Raw genomic sequence first — 21,455 nt, forward strand, 5'->3', positions numbered from 1 at the left:
GGGTGATCCACCTCCCAAAATCAGTGCAGCAGCTTGCAGAGTGTTTCTGCAATTTTGTGTAACGGTACGACATGATCAGCGAGGCCCGCCTGGATGGCCGCACGCGGCATTCCGAACACAACACATGTCGATTCGTCCTCGATAATACTCGTCACAGGACCTGTCTCTTTCATTTTAATCAGGCCCTTCGTCCCATCATTTCCCATGCCTGTCATGATGATTGACCATTTGTCTACTTTTGTCAATCGGCTAACAGACTCAAAAAGAATGTCGACAGAAGGGCGGTGACCACCTCGAGGCTCTTCTTGGTGCAGTTTGGCCTGAAGTCTTCCATTCGTTTGTTGAATTTCAAAATGATATCCGCCCGGAGCGATATAAGCGGTTCCAGGCTCAAGCCATTCTCCGTCGGTCACCTCCGTTACACGGATTGCACAGAGAGAATCCAGACGCTGTGCCAGCGATTTTGTAAAGCCGGCCGGCATATGCTGTACGATCGCGATCGGGGCGGGAAGCTGAGCAGGCAGTGCGGTCAGAACCGTCTGCAGCGCTTTTGGTCCTCCGGTTGAAGTGCCGAGCACCACAAGCCTTGCCGCACCCGAAGGGACTCTTTTCAGAGGTGAGTCAGGCACCGCCTTCGCCTGACCAGCCGACTTCTCATCCGTCGCTTTGGTTGGAATCAAAGGCGAGGAAGAGGTGCTCTCCGGATGGAGCGTAAACTTTTTCGTCCTTTTTTTAGCCTGAGCCGCAGCCTTTACTCTCTCGATCAAACGATCGCCAACCTTGTGAATATCGAGCGAAATCGGACCGGACGGTTTGGCGACAAAATCGATGGCTCCCAATTCCAGAGCACGTATGGTCGCTTCAGCACCCTCTTTGGTCAAGCTGCTCAACATCACTACAGGAACAGGATTTTGCTTCATCAACTGTTCTAGCGCTTCCAAACCATTCATGATCGGCATTTCGATATCAAGGGTGATCACATCAGGCTCCAGCTTCTTTGCTTTCTCCACGCATTCAAGCCCGTTTTTTGCTCGGTCAATCACTTCGATTTCAGGGTCGCTTTGCAGGATGTCTGAAATAACCTTACGCATGAATGCCGAATCATCTGTGACGAGAACCCGAATAGTACTCATCCGCCATCGCTCCCTTCCGAAGTCTAGTTGTATTACGGCATGAAGCCTTTCAGTTTCATGAAGAACCCTTTAAATCCTCCTGGTGAACCGGGGGCGGCTGCCGCAGGGCTCCCCAGGTATTCGGCCACCAGGTTTCGAATGCTCTTCGAAGCCTGAGACTGAGGAAAGGCAAGAAAATAAGGACGCTGTTGCTTCACCGCTCTTGTGACGTGATCGTCATCCATGACATAACCGAGCTTGCTTATCTCCATATCGAGAAACCGTTTGGCTACCATGCTCAACTTGTCAGCTGTAGCTTGTCCTTCACGTTCAGACGTTGCCCGGTTGATGACAAGGCGAACCTTTGTCTGTGGATTCCGGGAATGGATCATTTTAATTACTGCATACGCATCCGTAATAGCTGGCGGCTCTGGCGTCGTGACGAGAATGACTTCATCCGAAGACAGCATAAATCGCAAGGACTCCTGAGAGATACCCGCACCCGTATCAAAAATGATCGTGTCCGCGTAGCCTTGCAGCGGTTCCAGCTTTTGAAACAGGATGTCCAGCTTGCTGTTGTCCAATTGAAGGATTTGGGTAAAACCGGAGCCTCCGGCAATGAACTCCAAATCACCGGGCCCTGTTTCCATGATGTCCCACACGGATGTCTCTTGCTCAATTACATGCAGCAGGTGACGTTTGGGCGTTATCCCCATCAGTACATCCAGATTCGCCAGACCCAAATCGACATCAAACAGAATGGCCTTGTGCCCTTTCTCGCGCAAGCCGAGAGCGAAGTTCAGACTGAAATTCGATTTCCCGACTCCCCCTTTGCCGCTTGTCACCGTAACCAACCGTGTCTGACGGGAGGGGGAATTCTGCTGCATTCGCTCACGAAGTCGCTTTGCTTGGTCATGCATACGAATCATTCTCCCATAATCATCTTAGCTATCAGCCTGGGGGTCGCCACGATAATATCGTCCGGGACATTTTGGCCAGTCGTCACATAAGAGATCGAAAGCTCCGTTTCAAACGCTACGTTCAACATGGCGCCATAAGCATCCGTTTCGTCTGCTTTTGTAAAAATGACCCGGGAAACCGGTACATCGTCAAAATTCCGGATGATCGTTCTCATGTCGCTGTATTTGGATGTGAGGCTGAGCACCAAAAAGTTAAGGCTGTTTCGATCTGCCACGACCAGGTCGCGAATCCCTTGCACATACTCGTCATTGCGATAGTTTCTTCCCGCAGTATCGACGAAGACCAAATCGCATCCGCTTAATCGCTCCATCGCCTGGGGAATTTCTTTCGGAGAAAAAACCACCTCAAACGGCACATTCAAAATGTTTGCGTACGTTTTCAATTGTTCGACAGCCGCAATCCGATAGGTGTCTGCAGTAATGAAGCCGACCTTTCGCTTTTCCTTTAACATGCAGGCTGCGGCCAATTTTGCGATGGTGGTCGTCTTCCCTACCCCGGTCGGCCCAAAAAAGAACGCGTACCGCACGTCTTTCTCGATACTGGTCGGCTGTTTCACAGCCTTTTCGAGACATTGGGCGATGAATTCCTCCGCCTTCAAAATGGCCTTGGCTTCATCCCAGTCCGAGTCGCACTCCAAGATGACCTGCTGGATAATCTGCGCAGCCGCTTCCTCCGACACCTCTTGCTGCCGCAACCTGCTGCTCACCGCTTGAACCGGTTGTGGCAGCTGCTGTTTCAAATCGTTGGTCAACAGCTTTTCGAACATTTGGCGCATGCTCCGCACCTCAAGGGCGATTTGATCGCCCTTCTCTTTGAGCGGCGGAAGCGCATCGGTTGTTGAGGAACGAGATGTAGCCGTTTGAACCGGTTTTTCTTCAGGGCGTTTTTCTTCTGGATGCTCTTCTTTCAGGAGATTGGCTGACTGGTGATGCTTCGCTTCCTGACTCTGCTCACGAGTAAGCTGCAGTTCAAAAGGCACTGCGGAAGTCTCATCCTGCATTGGCTGAGACTCGCTGCTGACGCTTTTATTGGAAGAGCTTGCTGCCGCAGATTGATAGGCTCTCTGCGCAGTGTATGCGCCTGTTGTTGCCGGTTTGGCGGGGACAGCGCGCTGCCTTGTTGCAGCTGGGCCTTTTTGCTTTTCGGAGTCCTTGTCATCGACAGCGGCAACGACTTCGATTTGCTGCTTGCCAAAAAATCCGAGAAAGCCCCCTGTCTTGATTGCTTTGGAATTGAGAATGATGGCATCGGATCCTAGATCAATGCGAATTTTGTCAAGTGCTTCCGGCATGGAGTCGACTATGTATCGTTTTACTCTCACGAAATGTTCACCATCCCTACGCTTTGCACTTCAACATGAGGCTCCAGCTCACTGTATGACAGAACGGGAACATCCGGCATCATTCGCTCCATCAGTTGGCGCAGGTACATGCGAACGGCAGGCGAGGATAGAATGATGGGCTGCTGTCCCGAATTTACCATTCTGCTAACCTCCGTTGATAAATTCTGGTAAATGAGCTGTGATGTTTCCGGATCGATAGCCAGGTAGCTTCCCTGCTCAGTCTGCTCGACATGTTCGGAAATCGTCTTTTCAAGTCCAGGTCCGGCCGTGATAACGCGGAGCGGCTGCCCCGGCTCCGTGTATTGCAAGGTAATCTGGCGAGACATGGCTTGACGTACGTATTCGGTCAGCACTTCCGGGTCTTTCGTGTACATCGCATGATCGGCCAATGCTTCCAAAATGACTGTCAGGTTGCGAATCGAGACTTTTTCACGCAGCAGCTTCTGCAATACCTTCTGCACTTCCCCGATCGACAGAAAGCCTGGAATCAGCTCATCGACCAGAACGGGCGCCACTTCTCTGACATTGTCAATCAGGGCACGCGTTTCTTGACGGCCCAGCAATTCGTGCGCGTGACGTTTGATTACCTCCGTCAAGTGAGTCGCCACAACAGACGGCGGATCCACAACCGTGTATCCGGAAAGCTCAGCAATCTCCTTATTTTCTTCTGTTACCCACAAAGCGGGAAGACCAAACGCAGGTTCAACGGTTTCGATCCCGACAACGGCATCATCGTCAAAGCCGGGGCTCATGGCGAGATAATGATCGAGCAAGATTTCTCCCGTCGCAATCTGGTTGCCCTTGATTTTGATCACATATTCATTCGGTCGAAGCTGAATGTTGTCCCTGATGCGAATGACTGGAACTACAATTCCGAGCTCCAGAGCAACCTGGCGACGGATCATAATGACGCGATCAAGCAGATCTCCGCCTTGCTTGCTGTCCGCCAGCGGTATCAGTCCGTAGCCAAATTCAAACTCAATCGGATCGACTTGGAGCAGGTTGACGACGCTTTCCGGACTCCGCACCTCCTCAAGCTGCTGGTCTTCTTCCTGTTGAGCGGTCTCTTCCCAGGCGACCTTTTGCTTCCGGGTCATTTTCCATCCCGCAAAGGCCAAAAGGCCAGCTACGGGTACAACGGGTACAAGGCCAATGGGAGTGAGCAAGCCAAGCAGGAAAATTCCACCCGCCACAATGAACAGCAGACGCGGATAGCTGAACATCTGGTTGGCGATATCCTCGCCCAGTCCTTCCCCTGAGGTTGCCCTCGTGACGATGATACCGGTCGCGGTCGAAATGAGCAGCGCCGGGATTTGGCTCACAAGCGCGTCCCCAACGGACATGGTCGTAAATTTGGAAGCCGCTTCAGTAAAGCTCATGTCGTGAATCACCATACCGATGATGAATCCACCGATAATATTAACGATAAAAATGATGATACCGGCAATGGCGTCCCCTTTTACAAACTTGCTGGCACCGTCCATGGCGCCATAGAAATCCGCTTCCTCTTCGATTTTTTTCCGCCGTGTACGGGCTTCCGAATCGGTAATCATCCCCGCGTTCAAATCCGCATCAATACTCATCTGTTTCCCTGGCATAGCATCCAGAGTAAAGCGGGCTGCAACCTCGGCTACGCGTTCCGAGCCTTTGGTAATAACGATAAACTGAATGATGACAAGGATCAGAAAAACGACAAAGCCTACGACCTGATTGCCCCCTACGACGAAACTTCCAAACGCTTCGATAACCTTTCCGCCCTCGGCATGGGAGAGAATGTTCCGCGTCGTCGAGACGTTCAGCGCCAGCCGAAAGAGCGTCGTAATCAGCAGGACGGTAGGAAAGATGGAGAACTGCAACGTCTCCCGCGTGTACATGGACACAAGCAAAATCGTCAAAGCAAGGGAGATGTTCAAAATGAGAAGCAGATCCAACAACTCGGAAGGCAGTGGGATCACCATCATGACAACGATACTTATGACGAACAAGACCGTACCCAGTTCTTTCAATTTCAATCCCACCGTTTGTCCTCCTCTCTTCTTTGTTTTTACTTCACTTTCCCTTGCAGTTTGTATACATAGGCGAGAACTTCGGCAACCGCTTTAAACAATTCCTCCGGGATCGGCTGACCTATCTCTACCTGGCTATGTAGAGCCCTGGCAAGAGGCTTGTTTTCCATCGTTATGATTCGGTGTTTCTTGGCAATTTCCTTAATTTTTAAAGCCATGTAATCCTGTCCTTTGGCAATGACTGTCGGAGCGTGCATCTCTTGGCTGTCGTAGCGAATCGCAACCGCAAAGTGAGTCGGGTTGGTAATCACCACATCAGCTTTCGGCAGCTCCTGCATCATGCGCCGCATGGCCATGCTGCGCTGACGTTCACGGATCTTCCCTTTGATGAGAGGGTCACCGTCCGACTGCTTGTATTCATCTTTAATATCCTGTTTGGACATTCGCAGATTTTTTTCGTACTCATACCGTTGATAGGCGTAATCCATGACGGCCAGGACGACCAGCAACAGCCCGATCAACAGCCCTAGCTTGGCTGCCTCCGATGCCGCAAACGACAGCGTTGCTTCCAGCGGTTGCATGGAGAGCCTGAGCAACTCATCCCGAACATCCCATAAAATCATGTACGCAACCAAAATCCCCGTACTGATTTTCAAGAGCGATTTGGCCAGCTCCACCAGCGAACGGAGGCTGAACATCCGTTTTGCACCCTTGATCGGGTCCAGCTTTTCCAGTTTGAACTGGATCGTTTCCGTAGTAAACAGCCACCCTACCTGGGCGTAGTTTACCGAGAGGGCAACCACAAAAACAACGGCGAGCACAGGCCCCGCAATCTTTACTGCTTCCCATGCAACCTTCCTGATAATGATGGCCAGATTTTCTTCATTTACCTGCCACGTCGAAAAAGTGATCAGCGACTCCCTCATCAGATTTTCGAAGGAATGAAACATGGTTGCACCAAAAGCGACGAGCACTAGAAACACTGCCATCAGGCTTAGAGCAGGAGACAAGTCTGCACTTTTTACCACTTGCCCCTTTTTCCGAGCATCCTGCTTCTTTTTTGGTGTCGCCTTTTCTGTCTTCTCCCCGCTAAAATATTGAAGATCGACAGGATACAAAAAAATAAGTCGGTTCATCCTGTTCCTCCGAGCAGCTTCATCATCTCCGCAAACGATCGAAACATTTTCTCGAACAAACTGCTCAACGTCAGAAGAAAAGCAGGCATCACTACCATTAGCAGCAGAAAGCTTGCCAGCAGTTTGATCGGAAGTCCAACAACAAAAATATTAAATTGCGGGACTGATTTGGCGATAATACCAAGAGAAAGGTCCACGAGAAACAGTGAGACGACAATCGGCGTCGCGATCAAAAATGCGCTTAAAAACATTTCCCGAAATACTTTTACCGCCAGCCACATGACCTGTTCACTGCCAAAAGCTGCCCATGCGGCATCAAGCGGAATCGCTTGGTAGCTTTTGATGATCCCGCGGATCAGCATATGATGTCCATTCATGCTCAAAAAGTACAGCATCGCCAAAATGTTTTTAAAATGCCCTGTAAGCGGGACATACGCTCCGGTGCGCGGATCGATAACGTTGGCCATGGCCAATCCCATTTGCATGTCCATAATCCCGCCCGCTACCTGTACCGTGACGTAGATCAGCTCGCAAATATAGCCCAGTATTACTCCGACCAACGCCTCTTTGATGACGTGAAGGATAAATGTCAAATCCATCGGGATCGCCCCTTGGACAGGGACAGAACCAAAACTGATCACAGCCATGAACAAAGCCAAACCGATTTTGAACTGATTCGGCACGCCTTTCATCGAAAAGAACGGGGCCGATACGAAGAAAGCGGTCAGACGGACAAAGACAAGCAACAACACAGGAAGGTGAATCAGAAAGGCTGCCATCGGTTACCCTACAAACTTATGGAGATTTCCAAATATCCCCATAGTGAACTCAAGCATGATTCGCAGCATCCAGGGACCGACAGCCAGGATGGTGATCAGGATGGCGACGATTTTGGGAATAAAAGCGAGCGTTTGTTCCTGAATTTGTGTCGTTGCTTGAAAAATACTGACGATCAACCCTACCAGCAGACCTACGCCCAGCGCCGGAGCGGCGATCAGCAAAATGGTATAGACAGAGCTTTGGGCAACTCTCATCAGCAACTCTTGTGTCATGCTCTACCCTCCTAAGCTGAAAAACCTCTCGTACGGCTAAAAGCTGGTCAGAAGAGACTTGACCACCAAATACCATCCATCGACCATGATAAACAACAAAATCTTGAACGGGAGTGAGATCATCACGGGGGGAAGCATCATCATCCCCATCCCCATCAAAATGCTTGCAATGATCATATCGATCACAAGAAACGGAATAAAAATCATGAAACCGATTTGAAATGCTGTTTTCAGCTCACTGATCGCATATGCCGGAACCAATGCGGTAAGCGGTATGTCCTGTACCGTCTTCGGCCGCTCCGCTTTTGCAAACTCCAAAAATAGCGCCAGATCCTTTTCGCGTGTCTGTTTGGCCATATATTCCTTGAACGGGATGACCGCAGCGGCAAACGCCTGTTCTTGTGACAGCTTCCCCTGCATAAACGGCTGGACAGCCGTCTCATTTACCTTGGCTAACGTAGGGGACATGATGAAAAAAGTCATAAACAGAGCGAGTGCGATCAATACCTGGTTTGGAGGCATTTGCTGCGTTGCCAATGCATTGCGGACAAACGACAGGACGACGACAATTCGCGTGAAGCTGGTCATGAGCAGCAAGATAGCAGGCGCTACAGACAGAACCGTCAGGATCAACAGCAGTTGAATGGCTGTTGAGGTCTCTTGCGGCGTACCGGAACCACCCCCTATTTTCAAGTCAACTGTAGGGATCAATGATGGTTGAACTGGTGCTGCCGCCGCCATATCCGGTATGGCCAGCAATGCGAGCACAATCGCGAGCAGCTGCAGAAATTGTTTCATCCCAAATCTCCTCTGTCCTTACCTTGCTCATCCATCCAGCGGACGTTTTGCTCCGGTCGCTGCCTAACCGTTCCCCACTGATTTCGGAGCATTTCTTCAAAGGCATGTCCTTGTCCGTCGGAGGCTTGGAAATGTTCATCGCGGTTCTTCCGTTTGCTGCCAAACGGAAGCCATTGCAGCGGCGATGGCAGCGCTCCTTTTATTTCAGCATCCGCCAATATCAGATCCGCCTCATCACCAGCTGGTATGTGGTGCAGCAATTGAACATTTTCTCCGACACCGAGTACGTACAAAGACTCTCCAATCATGACTACTTGTACCGATTTCCCATTACCCAGCGGCGCCATGCTGATGACCTTTATCGGCCCTTGCGCCACCCCCGCCTGCCTTTTTGACAGGAACCGGAGCAATAGATAGATGAGCACCAGGATGATGCCCAGCGAAAAAATAACCTGGACGAGGTAGCCCCACATGCTACCAGACCCGCTTCCTGGAATGGGTGCCGGCTCTTGTGGACCGGCGGACCCATCAGTCGATAGCGTGCCTTTTTTCAGCGCATCGGCGACAGAGCTGTTCTCCGCCGAAGCCTGAGCCGGAAGGGAAGCGACGAGCAGCAACAGCAGGCAGCAAATCCAGATGAGCCGCACCCTTGTGTCCCGGAGTTTTATCATTAGCTCAACGTCTTTTTGATCGCTTCCAGTACGCGATCTGCCTGGAACGGCTTCACGATAAAATCTTTTGCTCCCGCTTGAATCGCGTCGATTACCATCGCTTGCTGCCCCATCGCGGAACACATAATAACGCGCGCATTCGGATCAATCTTTTTAATTTCTTTCAAGGCGGAGATTCCATCCATCTCCGGCATGGTAATGTCCATGGTTACAAGATCAGGACCCAGTTCCTTGTATTTTTCGACCGCCTGTGCTCCGTCGCTTGCTTCTCCGACGACACTGAAACCGTTTTTGGACAGAATTTCTTTAATCATCATGCGCATGAATGCAGCATCATCGACAATGAGAACTTTGTTAGACATGAATAAGCTCCTCCTCGTGTTTACCGTTGTTATTGCAATTTAGAGACGCGGTCGATCGGACTGATAATGTCGGTAACGCGAACCCCGAAGTTTTCGTCGATGACCACAACCTCGCCTTTGGCAATCAGTTTGTTGTTTACCAAAATGTCCACATGCTCGCCGGCAAGCTTGTCCAATTGAATAATAGAACCAGCCGACAGGTCGAGTATGTCTTTTATCAGCTTCTTCGTGCGGCCAAGCTCAACCGTGACCTGCAGCGGTATGTCGAGAAGCAAGTTGAGATTTTGTTCGTCTGGTGCAGCAAACATCCCGTTTCCAAACGGCGAGAATTGCGCTGCCTTTACGTTGGCCACATTCATTGACTGCGCCCCGAAATGCTGGGGAGCATGCGGTACTGGCGGCTGCGCATACTGCGGCGGATATCCGTAAGCCGGCGGATAAGGATGCTGTCCATACGGCTCCTGGTACATCGGTGGCTGCGCATACCCATGAGGCGGAGCTTGTACCGGCTGTTCCGGGTACGGCGGCTGGGCAGCTGCTTGAGGCTGGCTGGCTGGACTTGGCGGAATCGTCGGCTCCGCATGTCCGACAGGCTGACTTGGAGCAGTCGCTGCCTGAACCTCTTCTGCAAGACTGGCAGCAGCTGCGTCCCCATCAGAGGCCCCAGTCAATCGGCCAATCATATCTTTCGCGAAGGAAAGCGGCAATAGCTGCATGATATTGGAGTCGATCAGCTCTCCCTGTTCTCCTACCTTCAGACGGAAAGAAACTTTGACCAATGGAGTGTCATCCTCCGTGAAGCTGTCTCCGCCTTTCCCTTGGGCGAGATCCATCACATCAATTCCCGGAGGAGTAATGTTCACCAGTTGATTAAAAATGGTAGACATGGATGTGGCAGCAGACCCCATCATCTGGTTCATGGCTTCTTGGACAGCGCTGATATGCAGATCCGACATTTCTGTCGTGCTGGGACGACCATCTCCGCCCATCATCAAATCGGCTACGACGGCCGCATCTTCCATCCGGACGACGAGCAGGTTGACGCCTTTAAAGCCATCCGTATACTCTACATGGACCGCTACATGCGGTATGGGAAATTCTTTTTCCAAATCGCTGACTTGAACCATGGAAACGGTCGGTGTCGTAATGTCCACCTTTTGGCTTAACAATGTTGAGAGAGCTGTCGCAGCACTGCCAAACGAAATGTTTCCGATCTCTCCGAGTGCGTCTTGCTCAAACGGGGAAAGATAGTCGGCAACATCTGGCGCGCCCGGTTGTTCCGTTTCCTCTTCCACCAAATTGTTTACTCGAAGCAGCGCGTCAATCTCATCTTGAGAAAGCATGTCTCTACTCATTCATTTCCTCCCCTTCCTCAAGGACTTCATCGATCTGCACCGCAACACGACCTTTTTGCGTGCCGGGCTGTCCGAGGAACTTCAGTTGATCTCCCACTCTAATTTTCAACTTGCTCTCGACGAGATGATCGAGTTGAATCACATCCCCAACCTGCAGCTGCAGGAACTCGCCTACGGTGATGGTAGCAGTCCCCAGCTCTGCGATAATCGGCAGACTGGCTGCCTTTACCCGCTCCTCAACCCGCAAACGCTCCTCTTCATCCCTCGTTTTCTTCTGTTTGGAAAACCAGTACTGTCCGGACAGCTTCGACATGATTGGCTCCAAGACCACGTGCGGCAAGCACAGATTGATCATCCCTGTCGTATCGCCAATTTTTGTACTGAACGAGATAACCGCCACGATTTCGTTCGGGGAGACGATCTGCATGAATTGGGGATTCATTTCGAGCCCTTCCAAATAAGGATCCAACTCGATGATTTGTTTCCACGCTTCATGGAAGGTATCCAGCGCTTTTCCGAACACGCGTTCCATCACAGTTGTCTCAATTTCTGTCAGTGCCCCCATCTTGTCGGGGATAATCCCCTGTCCTCCGAGGAGTCGATCCAGCATCGTGTACGCGATGTTCGGATTCACTTCCAATACCATTCGCCCTTCAAGTGGCGGCGCCTCAAAAATATTGAGAATCGTCATCTTTGGAATGGAGCGAATAAACTCGTCATACGGCAATTGATCGACGGAGGCAACTGTTATTTGCACGAAGGTACGAAGCTGAGCTGAAAAATATGTCGTCAACAACCGGGCATAGTTCTCATGAATTCGCGTCAAGCCGCGAATCTGGTCTTTGGAAAATCGCAATGCCCGTTTGAAGTCGTATACTTTAATCCGCCGCTCAGTCTCTTCTTTTTTCAGCTCGTTGGCATCCATCTCCCCGGAAGAGAGTGCTGCCAGCAACGCGTCAATCTCACTTTGTGAGAGAACCTCGGCCATCTGTCGTCACCTCCTTGCTATGTATTCATTCATCATCTTTAGGACAAAAGATGCTTCGTTGTGATAACCTGGACGATTTTGCCTTCCTGCATCAACGCGCTGATCTCATTCATGATCTTGGCTTCCAGCTTGTTGATTCCCTCTGTTCCCTTGATATCATCCGGTTCCAGACCCGCGAGCGTCTTGATGATAATTTGGTTCACCTGCGGCAGGCGCTTCTCAAGCTCTTCCTTGGAGCTGCTGCTGTCTGCTGTGATCGTGAACCGAACGATGATGTAGCTTTTGGAAAGCAGGTTTGTGGTTATCTCTCCGGTGTCAATCGAGTACTCTTGCATTTCCTTGGCAGAGAGAGCCTTTACCTCTTTGGATCCATCCTGGCTTGCTGACTGTGCTGCAGGGGAGAGGTATGTTTGCCAGAGCACGAACGATATGACGCCTAGAAGCGATATCGCAATAATGATGATAAGGGCCATGTTAAACAAGCGATTTTGAAACATTGTTTGCGCCTCCCGCTATTCAATGGAATCGTCATCCGGCATGCGCGGCGGAGTAAACGCCGGAAACGCGTGCTGGTAGAAACGCAGGATCCGCGCAATCACTTCCTCTGCCGTTTCCTTTACGATGTGCTTCTTCCCCGTAAGCAAGGTAATAACCGTATCGGGAGTGGACTCCACCGTTTCTATGTGCGTCGCGTTTAGATAAAACTGTGCGCCGTTGAATCGGGTTAATTGGATCATCTGCCGCTCCTTTCGGGTTGCGGGGGGAGAAAGCGTCAAGCCTTCCTCCCCGCTTCCCTTGTCACATTATCGTTTCAGATTCACCAGTTCTTCCAGCACCGAATCGGATGTCGTAATGATCCGAGAGTTCGCCTGGAAACCACGTTGAGCAACGATCATCTCGGTAAACTCCTCGGAAAGGTCAACGTTGGACATTTCCAGCTGGCCGGAGATGATGTTTACTTTTGCCTGAGTAGCGGTGATTGGCGTATCAGGAGCTTCATCGAATGGACCGGTATTCGTTGTGTTCTCATACAGCGAGTTGCCGATTTTTTTGAGACCGCCCGGGTTGTTGAATTTCATGATGCCGACGGTAAAGGGCGTGTCCAAAACGCCTTGAGGGTCAACAGTCGTAATCACGCCATCCTTTCCAATTGAATAAGAAGTGTAAGTGTCTTGCGGGATTTGAATGGTTCCTCCACCGGTTGCAACGAGTTTCAGTCCTTGAGAGTTAAGCAAGTATCCTTGGGAATCCCGCGTAAAGTTGCCTGCTCGCGTATAGTAGAAAGTGGTTCCATCGTCAGGAGTTACCATAAAGAAACCATCGCCCTCAATGGACAAATCGGTTAGCAGGTTGGTTTGCATGGGACTACCTGCCGAGAAGACTGTATCAATCGACGCCATTTGCGACCCTAAGCCAATTTGGATAGGGTTTGAACCGCCTTTTCCACCCTCTTCAGCTGGACCAGTTGCGCCTGCAAGGTTTTGACTGAGAATGTCCTGGAACATGACGCGTCCCTTTTTGAAACCTACTGTATTCACGTTGGCGATGTTGTTGCCGATCACATCAAGTTTTGTCTGAAACCCGCGCAAACCAGAGATGCCGGTATACATGGAACGTAACATAACGCGATTCCCCCTCGAAATTGTTCTGTGGTTGACTGCTTCAGTCAGTCGGCAGCCTACAGGGCCTCCTCCGAAGAGGTCCAGCCCACTTTCTGTCATTACACAAAAACAGCACTGTCAATATTGGTAAAAACGCTATCCTTCATTCGTCCGTCATCGACGGCAGTAATCACTTTTCGATTTTGGATACTGACCACGTACGCCACATTGTCCATCATGATCAGAGATTCCTTCGCCCCTTTATCGGCAGCTTTTCTAACCCCTTTGACCAGCCGATCCATCTTTGCCTCATCCAAGCTGATTCCTCTCTCATTCAGACGGTTTAAAGCATGCTGGCTGAACGTAAGCTCCCGGGTTGGTCTTGTTCTCGCAACGGATTCCGTCAGATAATCTTGAAAGGCTTTTCCATCCGGTGGGGAACTGCTCGGACGGACAGGTACTGTATGGCTTGGTTTTAAAGGAAAGTAGGTCTGCCCGACGTGAAACGAGTACATGGCGGCTCCTCCTTGTCCCTATCTCTAACCGGAATACCCGATTTTGTCCATATCAGCACTGCCATCTACAAGGGCTTCAAGTGAAAATTCAGCTTTGTCTTGCTTGCTGTTTTGCTGATTCTCACTGTTTTGTTGCTGTTGACGTTCCCGTTGCTGTTGCTGGAAGGGTAAGCTTCCCGTCTGCTGCTGCTGATTGACTTCCAAGCGGTCAACTTGCAGTCCCTGCTGTGTCAAAGCAGCGCGCAACTGTGGAAGCTGGTTGTCAAGCAATTCTTTGCCAGCGGTTGTTTCCGCCGAAAACTGGGCGGTAATCACCCCGTTGTGTGAGGTAATTTTTACGTCAACCTGCCCCAGCGATTGAGGATACAAAATCAGCCTTGCCTCGTGAACTCCGTCCACTTGCGTCAACTTCATCTGCCTGACAAACAACTGTGTCACTTGCTGACTGAACTGATTCGAATGAATCGGATGACCCCCAGTCGGAACAGTTAGTTTCTGTCCAAAGGTCTGCACATTCGCATTGTTCTGTTGAGCAGTCAAGACGCTGGCATCAGGCTCCAAAATCAAATCTGAAGCTTGCTGCTGATTTCCTGAAGTGGTTGACTTGGCCTGCACTCCAGCCTCGGCTTGGTAGCTGGACAATGCCTGCGAGACTCGGATCGGCTGCGCTGCCGACATCAGGCTTGCCCGCTGTGACACGTGCACGGTCGTTGTCACTTCCTTGGAACGAGCCGCTTGACCTGCTAGCAAGGCTTGTCCGCTTGATTTTGCGTCTTCAGCCTTTCCTTTTTCCCCTTTTGGCACTGGAACTCCCCATTGTTGGAGCAATTCCTCTGCTTGCTTGCCCATTTTCACCAATCCGGCTTGATGGACAGGCTCATGGGTCTGAGTGAGTGCAGTCAAAAACTCGACAAGCTTCTCTGCAGTTGGTTGCGAAACACCCCGCTGAGTGAACATAGCCAGCAAGCTTTGGGCTTGATTGCCAGGCGAAGTCAATGGCTCTGAAAGCTTATTCATGAGGCTAGACAACTCTTTTGTTTTTGCTTCCAAGGCGTTGATGGTTTCCTCGTTGGAGGTTTCCTGGTTCTTTATTGCGGATGTGCTGAACAACTGTTGAAGCAGGGCTAATAAATCGGCAATTTCCCCCAGCTCTTCTTCGTCACTTCCATCCGTCTCTACCTGGATGACTGCATCCTCAGCTCCCTGCAATTGATCAAGGGCCGACAACATCTGCATGGCAAACAAGTTCCCCATAGTCCCTGTCTGCTGTTGAGCAGCTGTCCCTGTCGGAATCGGCGAGCCGTTGGGCACGGTCCCCGTCGAAACAGGTACGCCTGGCGCGGTTACATTAGCTGCATTCATCTCTGTCACCTCCTCTTGTTTTTTTGTTGCTTATGGTAACGACAAGCGAACAAGAATCAATTTCTCCTTCGCTTATCGAAGCAACTCGCTAGTAATTCGGGCTGCCACATCCTCTTTCTTTTGGCTGTCTTCCTTGGCTACTGCTGCCAGAATGGATGCCCGCTTGTCATTTGACATGCCCGCCAAAATCGAGATTGCGCGATTTTTATTGGTCCCCATGAGCGAGCGGATGATCGAAGCCGCATCCTCTGCAGGCATTTGTGAAAACGTATTGACGAGCGAGTCCAAACTGGTGGAATCCTTCCGCGTTTCGCTCAATGCCTTTGTCAGCACCTGGACTCTCTCCTGCAAGGCTGCGATGTCGTCATCTTTGTTAACAACCGAGTCTTTGAGCAGGATCGAGATATCAGCCGCTTTTTTCGGATCCATTTTGGCCAAAATATTGGCCTGCTGCTCCGCCTTCATCTTCTTCATCACGGTAACGGCTTCTTCGAGGCTTAAATTTTCGACAATCGCCGCCGCATTTTTGGGGGACATGGTCGAGTACAGTTTCGCCAAATCCTGGTACTGTTTTTGGCGTTCTTCCTCGGTCGTACGCTTGTCCTCGATCATTTTTTGCAAATCCTGAACTTGTTTCTCCAGCGCTTGAATGGCGGCGTCTTTCCTCTCTGCTTCTCCTTGCAAGCTGGCGATGGTTTGCTGGTTCTTGGTTTGTTCCTCTTGCAGGCTCTGCACCTGTTTTCCCTTATCAGCACTTAGCGCTTCTCCATCGTCTGCCGCATAGTCATCGGGAATTATTTTTTCCACGTAGGGAATGCTGTTGGCCCATTTAAGCACCTGTCCCAAGACGTTGACACCCAGAAAGCTGAGAAAGACGCCCCCAAGGAGTGTGGCAAACAGAGCAGGGATGACAATCATGTAAAAAAACCATTCCCACCTGCTGTATTCCCGTTCTTCTTGGATCTCTTCCATAGTGAACCTCCATCAGTTGCTTTTGCGAAGATAGAGCTGCGTGCCAATTTCGTCCAACTCTTTTTGTTCCCGTTGTTTTTCAGCCTCGAGAAATTGCCTATGGGCTTTCTCCCGCAGCTTGTGCCACAATTGCGTTTCTTTCATGCGTTCGGTCAAATGCTGCTGACACCGTTCCATTTCCTGTTCGCATCCGTACACGGTCAGCTTCTGGTTGGAGATGGAACGCTCGACTGATTGGCGGTAACGGGTAATCTCCATCAAGTGAGCTACACTGACGGTTTGAGCTTGCGCAGAGTGCAGCATCCCTGTCGCTTCTTCATGAAGTTCGTGCAGCTGTCCCAACTTCCACTCTTCTTCATTTTTCCGCTGGATCGATTTCCCGAAGGCCCATTCAGCCTGCTCCTTTTCCTTCTCTTTTACATCAAGGACCTTCTGGAGATGAAACTGGAACACTTTCACACTAGTTCACTCCCCCAAAATGAGCTGTCAGCGCCTTGATGGCACTTTGGAGATCCGAGGGTTCGTGGGTGCCTTGTACGGTAAAATCTCGAATGACATCGCGGTAGCGGATCGCCTGATCGATCTCCCTGTTCGTGCCTAGCTTGTAAGCGCCTATATTAATTAAATCCTCTGCTTCCTTGTATGTAGCCAGATAACTTTTCAGTTGACGTGCCGCATCGAGATGCTCGTCGGTACAAATTTCGTTCATCACGCGGCTGACGCTCGCCATGACATCAATAGCCGGAAAGTGACCCTTATAGGCAATTTTTCGGTCCAGGACGATATGGCCATCCAAAATTCCGCGAACAGCATCGGCAATCGGATCATTCATGTCATCAGAATCGACAAGCACGGTATAAAAAGCGGTAATGCTTCCCTTGTCCGCTGTTCCTGCGCGTTCCAGCAGCTTTGGCAGCATGGAAAAAACGGAAGGGGTATAACCGCGTGTCGCAGGCGGTTCTCCGATCGCGAGGCCGATCTCGCGCTGAGCCATTGCAAACCGCGTCACTGAATCCATCATCATCATGACATTGAGTCCGCGATCCCTGAAATACTCGGCGATCGAGGTTGCGATCATCGCTCCCTTGATCCGTATCATGGCCGGCTGATCCGACGTCGCTACGACTACAACCGACCTTTTCAGACCCTCTTCGCCGAGGTCGCGCTCGATAAATTCCATGACCTCGCGGCCGCGCTCTCCGATTAATCCAATCACATTAATATCTGCTGTCGTATTGCGAGCGATCATTCCCATCAACGTACTCTTCCCGACCCCGGAGCCGGCGAAAATACCAACGCGCTGTCCTTTTCCCACTGTAAGCAACCCGTCAATCGCTCGTACGCCGACACTTAAAGGCTCCTGAATGCGTGGCCGCAGCAGCGGATTAGGCGGCATGTTCGATGTCGGGTAAGAAGCAAGCCCCAGCGGCAGACTGCCTTGAAGCGGACGGCCCAGCCCGTCGAGAATTCGTCCGAGAATTTCCGGGCCCACTTTGACGTGCAGGGAACGGCCGGTGGCTACCACATCACTGCCCGGGCCGATCGCAGTCAGCTCGCCGAGCGGCATCATCAGCACTTTGTTGTCCCGAAATCCGACGACCTCTGCTGCAACCGGTTCTTCACTTTGACTTGCGTAGATGTGGCAAATCTCCCCCAGCTTGACCTCAGGACCTTGTGATTCAATCGTCAATCCAACTACTTGGGTCACTTTTCCATTGACGCGCACAGGATCAATTCCTTGCAGGATATGTCTGTACTTGCCGATATCAAGAACAGTCATGCCTCTTCACTTCCCTTGGCGATATCCAGCAGCGCTTGTCTGATCTCCGTCAATTGCGTATCAATTCGGGCGTCGACACTGCCCAGCGGCGTCCGTATGACACAGCCGCCTTCATCTACCGTGTGATCGGGGTAGATCGCAAGCTCAGCCTGTCCATCCAGAAGAGCGAGCAGCTGCGCCCGGTGCTGTTGAACAAAATCAAAGTGGCGGTGATTTACGCAGACTGTTATTTCTCCGTGAACCCGCGACCGCTGAAGCGTATTCTTCACGATTTCCAGTACAGCTTCTGGCGATGTCCCCAACTCGTTGCCAATGATTTTTTTCGCAATCTCCAAGCTTAGCTCCACCAGAAAGGGTTCTGCTTCAGCGATGATCCGCTCTTTTTCCCGATGGGCAAATTCCAGCAGGTTGCGGGCCTCGTCCACCTTTTCCCGCTCTTCTTCCCATGCCAGCTGCTTGCCCTCTTGAACACCCGCTTGAAATCCTTGTTCCCTGGCCTGGTTCTCGGTTTGGGCAAAGAGCTCGGCCGCTTCCTGCCGTTTGTTTTCCCACCAAAGCTCGATTTCCGCAAGCGCCTCCTGCCGGATTTTTTCTGCTTGCTCCATCGCCTCGCGAAGCTGTCCCTGAGCGGTTTCTTCCGCATCCTGGAGAATCATTTTCGCTTCTTCTTCTGCATTTTTTACAATCTGCACATTTTCTTGCAACCTTTCAGCCGGTTCAACCGTCTGTATGGGTGAAGAGCTTACGGAGAGAAGAAATGATTCGTCCGATGTCTGGTAATGAGACAGCTTGATAATCCTAGACAATGATATCATCTCCTCCGCCGCGGGCGATGATGATCTCACCAGCTTCTTCCAGACGGCGAATGATTGCGACGATACGGGACTGAGCTTCCTCTACGTCACGCAGACGGACAGGTCCCATAAACTCCATTTCTTCTTTGAACGTATCTGCCATCCGTTTGGACATGTTCCGGAAGATAACTTCACGGACTTCTTCACTGGCAACTTTAAGCGCAAGCTGGAGATCTGCATTTTCCACATCCCGGATAACCCTCTGAATAGAACGGTTGTCCAGAGTAGCGATATCCTCGAAGACAAACATCCGCTTTTTGATCTCTTCTGCCAGTTCCGGGTCTTGTATTTCCAAAGAGTCCAGAATGGTACGCTCTGTCCCTCTATCCACTCCGTTAAGAACGGCGACGATCGCTTCAATACCGCCAGCCTGGGTATAATCCTGGGTAACGGTAGCTGACAGTTTTTGTTCCAGAACCTGCTCTACTTGTGTAATAACCTCCGGCGACGTACTGTCCATCAAAGCGATCCGCTTGGCAACCTCTGCTTGTCTTTCTTGAGGGAGCGCGGAGAGAATCATCGCTGCCTGCTGAGGCTCCAGATAAGAGAGGACCAACGCGATGGTTTGTGGATGCTCATTCTGGATAAAGTTCAGGATCTGACCTGGGTCCGCTTTTCTTGCAAAGTCAAATGGACGTACCTGGAGGTTTGCAGTCAAGCGGTTGATGATATCCATCGCCTTGGTTTCGCCCAGTGCTTTTTGCAGGATCTCCTTGGCGTATGTAATGCCGCCCTGAGAGATGACTTCCTGAGCGACTGCAATCTGATGGAACTCTGCCAAGACCTTGTCCTTTTCATCCGTGTCTACCTTACGAACGTTGGCGATTTCCAACGTGAGCTGCTCGATCTCGTCCTCTCTCAGGTGCTTGAACACCTGGGCGGAAATTTCCGGCCCGAGAGAGATGAGCAGGATCGCAGCCTTCTGTCTTCCTGACAATTCCTTTGCGCCGCGAGCCATTTGCTTTCACTCCTTAATCTTCAGCTAACCACGTACGAAGCAAAACAACGAATTCGTCCGGCTTGCTGCGCGCCAATTTTTCCAGTTGTTTCCGCACCACTGCCTGATCTGTGTCGTCTTGATAAGTTAAGTCGGGTATCTCTGTCGGTTGCATAGACATGACATCTGTCAATTCTTCTTCTTGCTGCTTCGCCTGGCTGCGTCTGCGATAGATCAGGTAGGCAACAGCGCCCAGAGCCAGCAGCGCAACTGCACCCGTACCATACAGGATTGCCGGTGTCAGGCTTCCGGAATTATCAACCGTGACTTTTCCGGAGAATGGACGCGGCAGAACCGAAATGTGCTTGTCCAATTCATCTTGTGTCAAGTCGATGCCTTTGTCACTCAAGGTTACGCGAACCACATTGCGAAGGACTTGCTTGATGCTCTCGATTGTTTGTTCATCGATCTGTGCGCCTTCGGGAGGTTCTACCCCTACGTTAATCGTGATGTCATCGATTTTATAAGGACTCATGGAAATGTTGCGGGTGATCCGGTTCACTTCCCGGTTGATTGTGTCATTTAATTCTTCATACTGGCTGTTATTGCCCTGTGGCGTGCTGCCCGGGTAGCCAGGCGTGTCGTTTGCTCCCGTTCCTGCGATGCCTCCAGGAGGAGCGCCTTGGCCGCTAAACGCTTTCGATAATTTTTGCGATGAGATGATAAGTCCTTCGTTGTTTTCCTTGTCTGGCGCTTCAACCAGATTCTCAACACGGTTTTCCTTATCGAAGTTCATGGTGATAAAGGTATGAACAATAACCTTGTCTCGGCCCATAATCGTGCCCAAGAGCGTGTAGAGGTTCTGTTGAATCTTTCTTTCCACGTCAGCCTTGATTTTTTCTTGCTGTTCGTAAGCGCTCAGGTTGCCCTCCGGCTCGCTGCCATCGGTCCGCTCCAGCAAGTTGGAGTACTGGTCGGAAATCGTAATGTTGTCCGGAGACAGCTTGGGGACGCTGCGGGAAACAAGCAGGTACAACGAGTTGATTTGTTTTTGGTCCAATCTGGTTCCTGGTTCGACATCGACGATAACCGAAGCTGTCGCACTCTCAGGCGTCTCGGTCACCCAAACGCTTTCCTGCGGCAGCGTAATCATTACCTGCGCGGTGCGAACACCTTTTACCCGTTCCAGCATCTTGCGCAATTCCTGCTGGAGAGCTTCTTTCTTCATTACGTCAAATTGACGGTCAGTCACACCCAAGGTGTTGGAGAAAATTTCAGAGTTGATCCCTGCTTTGCTGGGTATACCTTGGGCTGCCAGGTCAACGATGACATCCTGTGCCATTTTCTCAGGCACTTCAATACCGGTGCCGTTGTCTGTAATTCGGTATGGTACTTTCTTTCCTTCCAGCTCCTGCTTGATGATTCCGATTTCCTGTTCACTCAGCCGCTGGTTGTATAACGGCTTGTACACCGGCTGTGAAGCGATGTATATGTATAGGCCAAGTGAGACGATCAAAAAGAGTGCGATACCGGAAATCATCCATTTCTGTTTTGCAGGCAGCTGGTTCCATTTCGCCAAAGCTTGATCTTTATATAGTGCTAGACGCTCGTTCATGGTTCACCTCACCAAT

General features: G+C 50.9%; 23 protein-coding genes. All 23 read right to left on the bottom strand.

The genetic code is table 11. The features are described 5' to 3' along the window. Window positions 1–20: 20 nt before the first annotated feature. Window positions 21–1,133, bottom strand: coding sequence for a chemotaxis-specific protein-glutamate methyltransferase CheB (locus tag Q3F21_RS14400; protein WP_340253999.1), 1,113 nt, complete (start codon window positions 1,131–1,133; stop codon window positions 21–23). A 32-nt stretch (window positions 1,134–1,165) separates the two neighbouring features. After that, window positions 1,166–2,032: a MinD/ParA family protein gene (locus tag Q3F21_RS14405; RefSeq protein ID WP_340254002.1), complete on the bottom strand. Its 867-nt coding sequence runs from the start codon at window positions 2,030–2,032 to the stop codon at window positions 1,166–1,168. A 5-nt stretch (window positions 2,033–2,037) separates the two neighbouring features. Next, window positions 2,038–3,414 carry a flagellar biosynthesis protein FlhF gene (gene flhF / locus Q3F21_RS14410; protein WP_340254005.1) on the bottom strand — a complete coding sequence of 459 codons (1,377 nt, stop codon included), beginning with the start codon at window positions 3,412–3,414 and terminating at the stop codon, window positions 2,038–2,040. Then, window positions 3,411–5,453: a flagellar biosynthesis protein FlhA gene (gene flhA, locus Q3F21_RS14415; protein WP_340254008.1), complete on the bottom strand. Its 2,043-nt coding sequence runs from the start codon at window positions 5,451–5,453 to the stop codon at window positions 3,411–3,413. Before flhA ends, flhF begins: the two co-directional genes overlap by 4 nt. Window positions 5,454–5,479: 26 nt before the next feature. Next, on the bottom strand, window positions 5,480–6,577 hold the full coding sequence (gene flhB, locus Q3F21_RS14420) for a flagellar biosynthesis protein FlhB (protein WP_340254011.1): 1,098 nt from the start codon (window positions 6,575–6,577) through the stop codon (window positions 5,480–5,482). Beyond that, window positions 6,574–7,356: a flagellar biosynthetic protein FliR gene (fliR, locus tag Q3F21_RS14425; RefSeq protein ID WP_340254014.1), complete on the bottom strand. Its 783-nt coding sequence runs from the start codon at window positions 7,354–7,356 to the stop codon at window positions 6,574–6,576. The genes flhB and fliR overlap by 4 nt, the downstream gene beginning before the upstream one ends. A 3-nt stretch (window positions 7,357–7,359) precedes the next feature. Further along, a complete protein-coding gene (fliQ, locus tag Q3F21_RS14430) occupies window positions 7,360–7,629 on the bottom strand; it encodes a flagellar biosynthesis protein FliQ (RefSeq protein WP_340254019.1) in 270 nt (89 codons plus the stop codon). Window positions 7,630–7,665: 36 nt separating this feature from the next. Next, window positions 7,666–8,427: a flagellar type III secretion system pore protein FliP gene (fliP, locus tag Q3F21_RS14435; RefSeq protein ID WP_340254023.1), complete on the bottom strand. Its 762-nt coding sequence runs from the start codon at window positions 8,425–8,427 to the stop codon at window positions 7,666–7,668. Next, window positions 8,424–9,098 carry a flagellar biosynthetic protein FliO gene (locus Q3F21_RS14440; protein ID WP_340254028.1) on the bottom strand — a complete coding sequence of 225 codons (675 nt, stop codon included), beginning with the start codon at window positions 9,096–9,098 and terminating at the stop codon, window positions 8,424–8,426. Before Q3F21_RS14440 ends, fliP begins: the two co-directional genes overlap by 4 nt. Beyond that, on the bottom strand, window positions 9,098–9,460 hold the full coding sequence (locus tag Q3F21_RS14445) for a response regulator (protein WP_340254031.1): 363 nt from the start codon (window positions 9,458–9,460) through the stop codon (window positions 9,098–9,100). Before Q3F21_RS14445 ends, Q3F21_RS14440 begins: the two co-directional genes overlap by 1 nt. Window positions 9,461–9,489: 29 nt before the next feature. Further along, window positions 9,490–10,815 carry a flagellar motor switch phosphatase FliY gene (gene fliY, locus Q3F21_RS14450; protein ID WP_340254037.1) on the bottom strand — a complete coding sequence of 442 codons (1,326 nt, stop codon included), beginning with the start codon at window positions 10,813–10,815 and terminating at the stop codon, window positions 9,490–9,492. Then, complete coding sequence (fliM, locus tag Q3F21_RS14455; RefSeq protein ID WP_340254040.1) at window positions 10,808–11,803, bottom strand: flagellar motor switch protein FliM; 996 nt, start codon at window positions 11,801–11,803, stop codon at window positions 10,808–10,810. The genes fliY and fliM overlap by 8 nt, the downstream gene beginning before the upstream one ends. Window positions 11,804–11,841: 38 nt before the next feature. Then, entirely contained in the window at window positions 11,842–12,300 is a 459-nt protein-coding gene (locus Q3F21_RS14460) for a flagellar basal body-associated FliL family protein (RefSeq protein ID WP_340254045.1), read from the bottom strand. Between the two features lie 15 nt (window positions 12,301–12,315). Continuing rightward, entirely contained in the window at window positions 12,316–12,540 is a 225-nt protein-coding gene (locus tag Q3F21_RS14465; protein ID WP_340254048.1) for a flagellar FlbD family protein, read from the bottom strand. Window positions 12,541–12,606: 66 nt separating this feature from the next. Further along, window positions 12,607–13,425: a flagellar basal body rod protein FlgG gene (flgG, locus tag Q3F21_RS14470; protein ID WP_340254053.1), complete on the bottom strand. Its 819-nt coding sequence runs from the start codon at window positions 13,423–13,425 to the stop codon at window positions 12,607–12,609. Window positions 13,426–13,523: 98 nt separating this feature from the next. Further along, window positions 13,524–13,919 (bottom strand): TIGR02530 family flagellar biosynthesis protein, encoded by a 396-nt coding sequence (locus Q3F21_RS14475; protein ID WP_340254057.1) that lies wholly within the window; start codon window positions 13,917–13,919, stop codon window positions 13,524–13,526. Window positions 13,920–13,943: 24 nt separating this feature from the next. Then, a complete protein-coding gene (locus Q3F21_RS14480) occupies window positions 13,944–15,281 on the bottom strand; it encodes a flagellar hook-length control protein FliK (protein WP_340254060.1) in 1,338 nt (445 codons plus the stop codon). Window positions 15,282–15,353: 72 nt separating this feature from the next. Further along, window positions 15,354–16,253 carry a magnesium transporter MgtE N-terminal domain-containing protein gene (locus Q3F21_RS14485; RefSeq protein ID WP_340254065.1) on the bottom strand — a complete coding sequence of 300 codons (900 nt, stop codon included), beginning with the start codon at window positions 16,251–16,253 and terminating at the stop codon, window positions 15,354–15,356. 12 nt (window positions 16,254–16,265) lie between these two features. Beyond that, window positions 16,266–16,712, bottom strand: a complete 447-nt coding sequence (gene fliJ / locus Q3F21_RS14490) for a flagellar export protein FliJ (protein WP_340254068.1) — start codon at window positions 16,710–16,712, stop codon at window positions 16,266–16,268. Between the two features lies 1 nt (window position 16,713). Further along, on the bottom strand, window positions 16,714–18,033 hold the full coding sequence (gene fliI / locus Q3F21_RS14495) for a flagellar protein export ATPase FliI (RefSeq protein ID WP_340254071.1): 1,320 nt from the start codon (window positions 18,031–18,033) through the stop codon (window positions 16,714–16,716). Continuing rightward, window positions 18,030–18,848 (bottom strand): flagellar assembly protein FliH, encoded by an 819-nt coding sequence (gene fliH, locus Q3F21_RS14500; RefSeq protein WP_340254074.1) that lies wholly within the window; start codon window positions 18,846–18,848, stop codon window positions 18,030–18,032. The genes fliI and fliH overlap by 4 nt, the downstream gene beginning before the upstream one ends. Further along, window positions 18,832–19,845 (bottom strand): flagellar motor switch protein FliG, encoded by a 1,014-nt coding sequence (gene fliG / locus Q3F21_RS14505; RefSeq protein ID WP_340254076.1) that lies wholly within the window; start codon window positions 19,843–19,845, stop codon window positions 18,832–18,834. Before fliG ends, fliH begins: the two co-directional genes overlap by 17 nt. 13 nt (window positions 19,846–19,858) lie before the next feature. Further along, window positions 19,859–21,439, bottom strand: coding sequence for a flagellar basal-body MS-ring/collar protein FliF (gene fliF, locus Q3F21_RS14510; RefSeq protein WP_340254078.1), 1,581 nt, complete (start codon window positions 21,437–21,439; stop codon window positions 19,859–19,861). Window positions 21,440–21,455: the final 16 nt, after the last annotated feature.

Origin of the sequence: Brevibacillus borstelensis (genome assembly GCF_037834415.1) — a bacterium.
Taxonomy (GTDB): Bacteria; Bacillota; Bacilli; order Brevibacillales; family Brevibacillaceae; genus Brevibacillus; species Brevibacillus borstelensis_A.

Excerpts from the sequence above, each read along its gene's own strand:
- Q3F21_RS14400 (WP_340253999.1), bottom strand. The coding sequence starts at position 1,133 with ATGAGTACTATTCGGGTTCTCGTCACAGATGATTCGGCATTCATGCGT.
- Q3F21_RS14405 (WP_340254002.1), bottom strand. The coding sequence starts at position 2,032 with ATGCATGACCAAGCAAAGCGACTTCGTGAGCGAATGCAGCAGAATTCC.
- flhB (WP_340254011.1), bottom strand. The coding sequence starts at position 6,577 with ATGAACCGACTTATTTTTTTGTATCCTGTCGATCTTCAATATTTTAGC.
- fliR (WP_340254014.1), bottom strand. The coding sequence starts at position 7,356 with ATGGCAGCCTTTCTGATTCACCTTCCTGTGTTGTTGCTTGTCTTTGTC.
- fliQ (WP_340254019.1), bottom strand. The coding sequence starts at position 7,629 with ATGACACAAGAGTTGCTGATGAGAGTTGCCCAAAGCTCTGTCTATACC.
- fliP (WP_340254023.1), bottom strand. The coding sequence starts at position 8,427 with ATGAAACAATTTCTGCAGCTGCTCGCGATTGTGCTCGCATTGCTGGCC.
- Q3F21_RS14440 (WP_340254028.1), bottom strand. The coding sequence starts at position 9,098 with ATGATAAAACTCCGGGACACAAGGGTGCGGCTCATCTGGATTTGCTGC.
- Q3F21_RS14445 (WP_340254031.1), bottom strand. The coding sequence starts at position 9,460 with ATGTCTAACAAAGTTCTCATTGTCGATGATGCTGCATTCATGCGCATG.
- fliY (WP_340254037.1), bottom strand. The coding sequence starts at position 10,815 with ATGAGTAGAGACATGCTTTCTCAAGATGAGATTGACGCGCTGCTTCGA.
- fliM (WP_340254040.1), bottom strand. The coding sequence starts at position 11,803 with ATGGCCGAGGTTCTCTCACAAAGTGAGATTGACGCGTTGCTGGCAGCA.
- Q3F21_RS14460 (WP_340254045.1), bottom strand. The coding sequence starts at position 12,300 with ATGTTTCAAAATCGCTTGTTTAACATGGCCCTTATCATCATTATTGCG.
- Q3F21_RS14465 (WP_340254048.1), bottom strand. The coding sequence starts at position 12,540 with ATGATCCAATTAACCCGATTCAACGGCGCACAGTTTTATCTAAACGCG.
- flgG (WP_340254053.1), bottom strand. The coding sequence starts at position 13,425 with ATGTTACGTTCCATGTATACCGGCATCTCTGGTTTGCGCGGGTTTCAG.
- Q3F21_RS14475 (WP_340254057.1), bottom strand. The coding sequence starts at position 13,919 with ATGTACTCGTTTCACGTCGGGCAGACCTACTTTCCTTTAAAACCAAGC.
- Q3F21_RS14480 (WP_340254060.1), bottom strand. The coding sequence starts at position 15,281 with ATGAATGCAGCTAATGTAACCGCGCCAGGCGTACCTGTTTCGACGGGG.
- Q3F21_RS14485 (WP_340254065.1), bottom strand. The coding sequence starts at position 16,253 with ATGGAAGAGATCCAAGAAGAACGGGAATACAGCAGGTGGGAATGGTTT.
- fliI (WP_340254071.1), bottom strand. The coding sequence starts at position 18,033 with ATGACTGTTCTTGATATCGGCAAGTACAGACATATCCTGCAAGGAATT.
- fliH (WP_340254074.1), bottom strand. The coding sequence starts at position 18,848 with ATGATATCATTGTCTAGGATTATCAAGCTGTCTCATTACCAGACATCG.
- fliG (WP_340254076.1), bottom strand. The coding sequence starts at position 19,845 with ATGGCTCGCGGCGCAAAGGAATTGTCAGGAAGACAGAAGGCTGCGATC.
- fliF (WP_340254078.1), bottom strand. The coding sequence starts at position 21,439 with ATGAACGAGCGTCTAGCACTATATAAAGATCAAGCTTTGGCGAAATGG.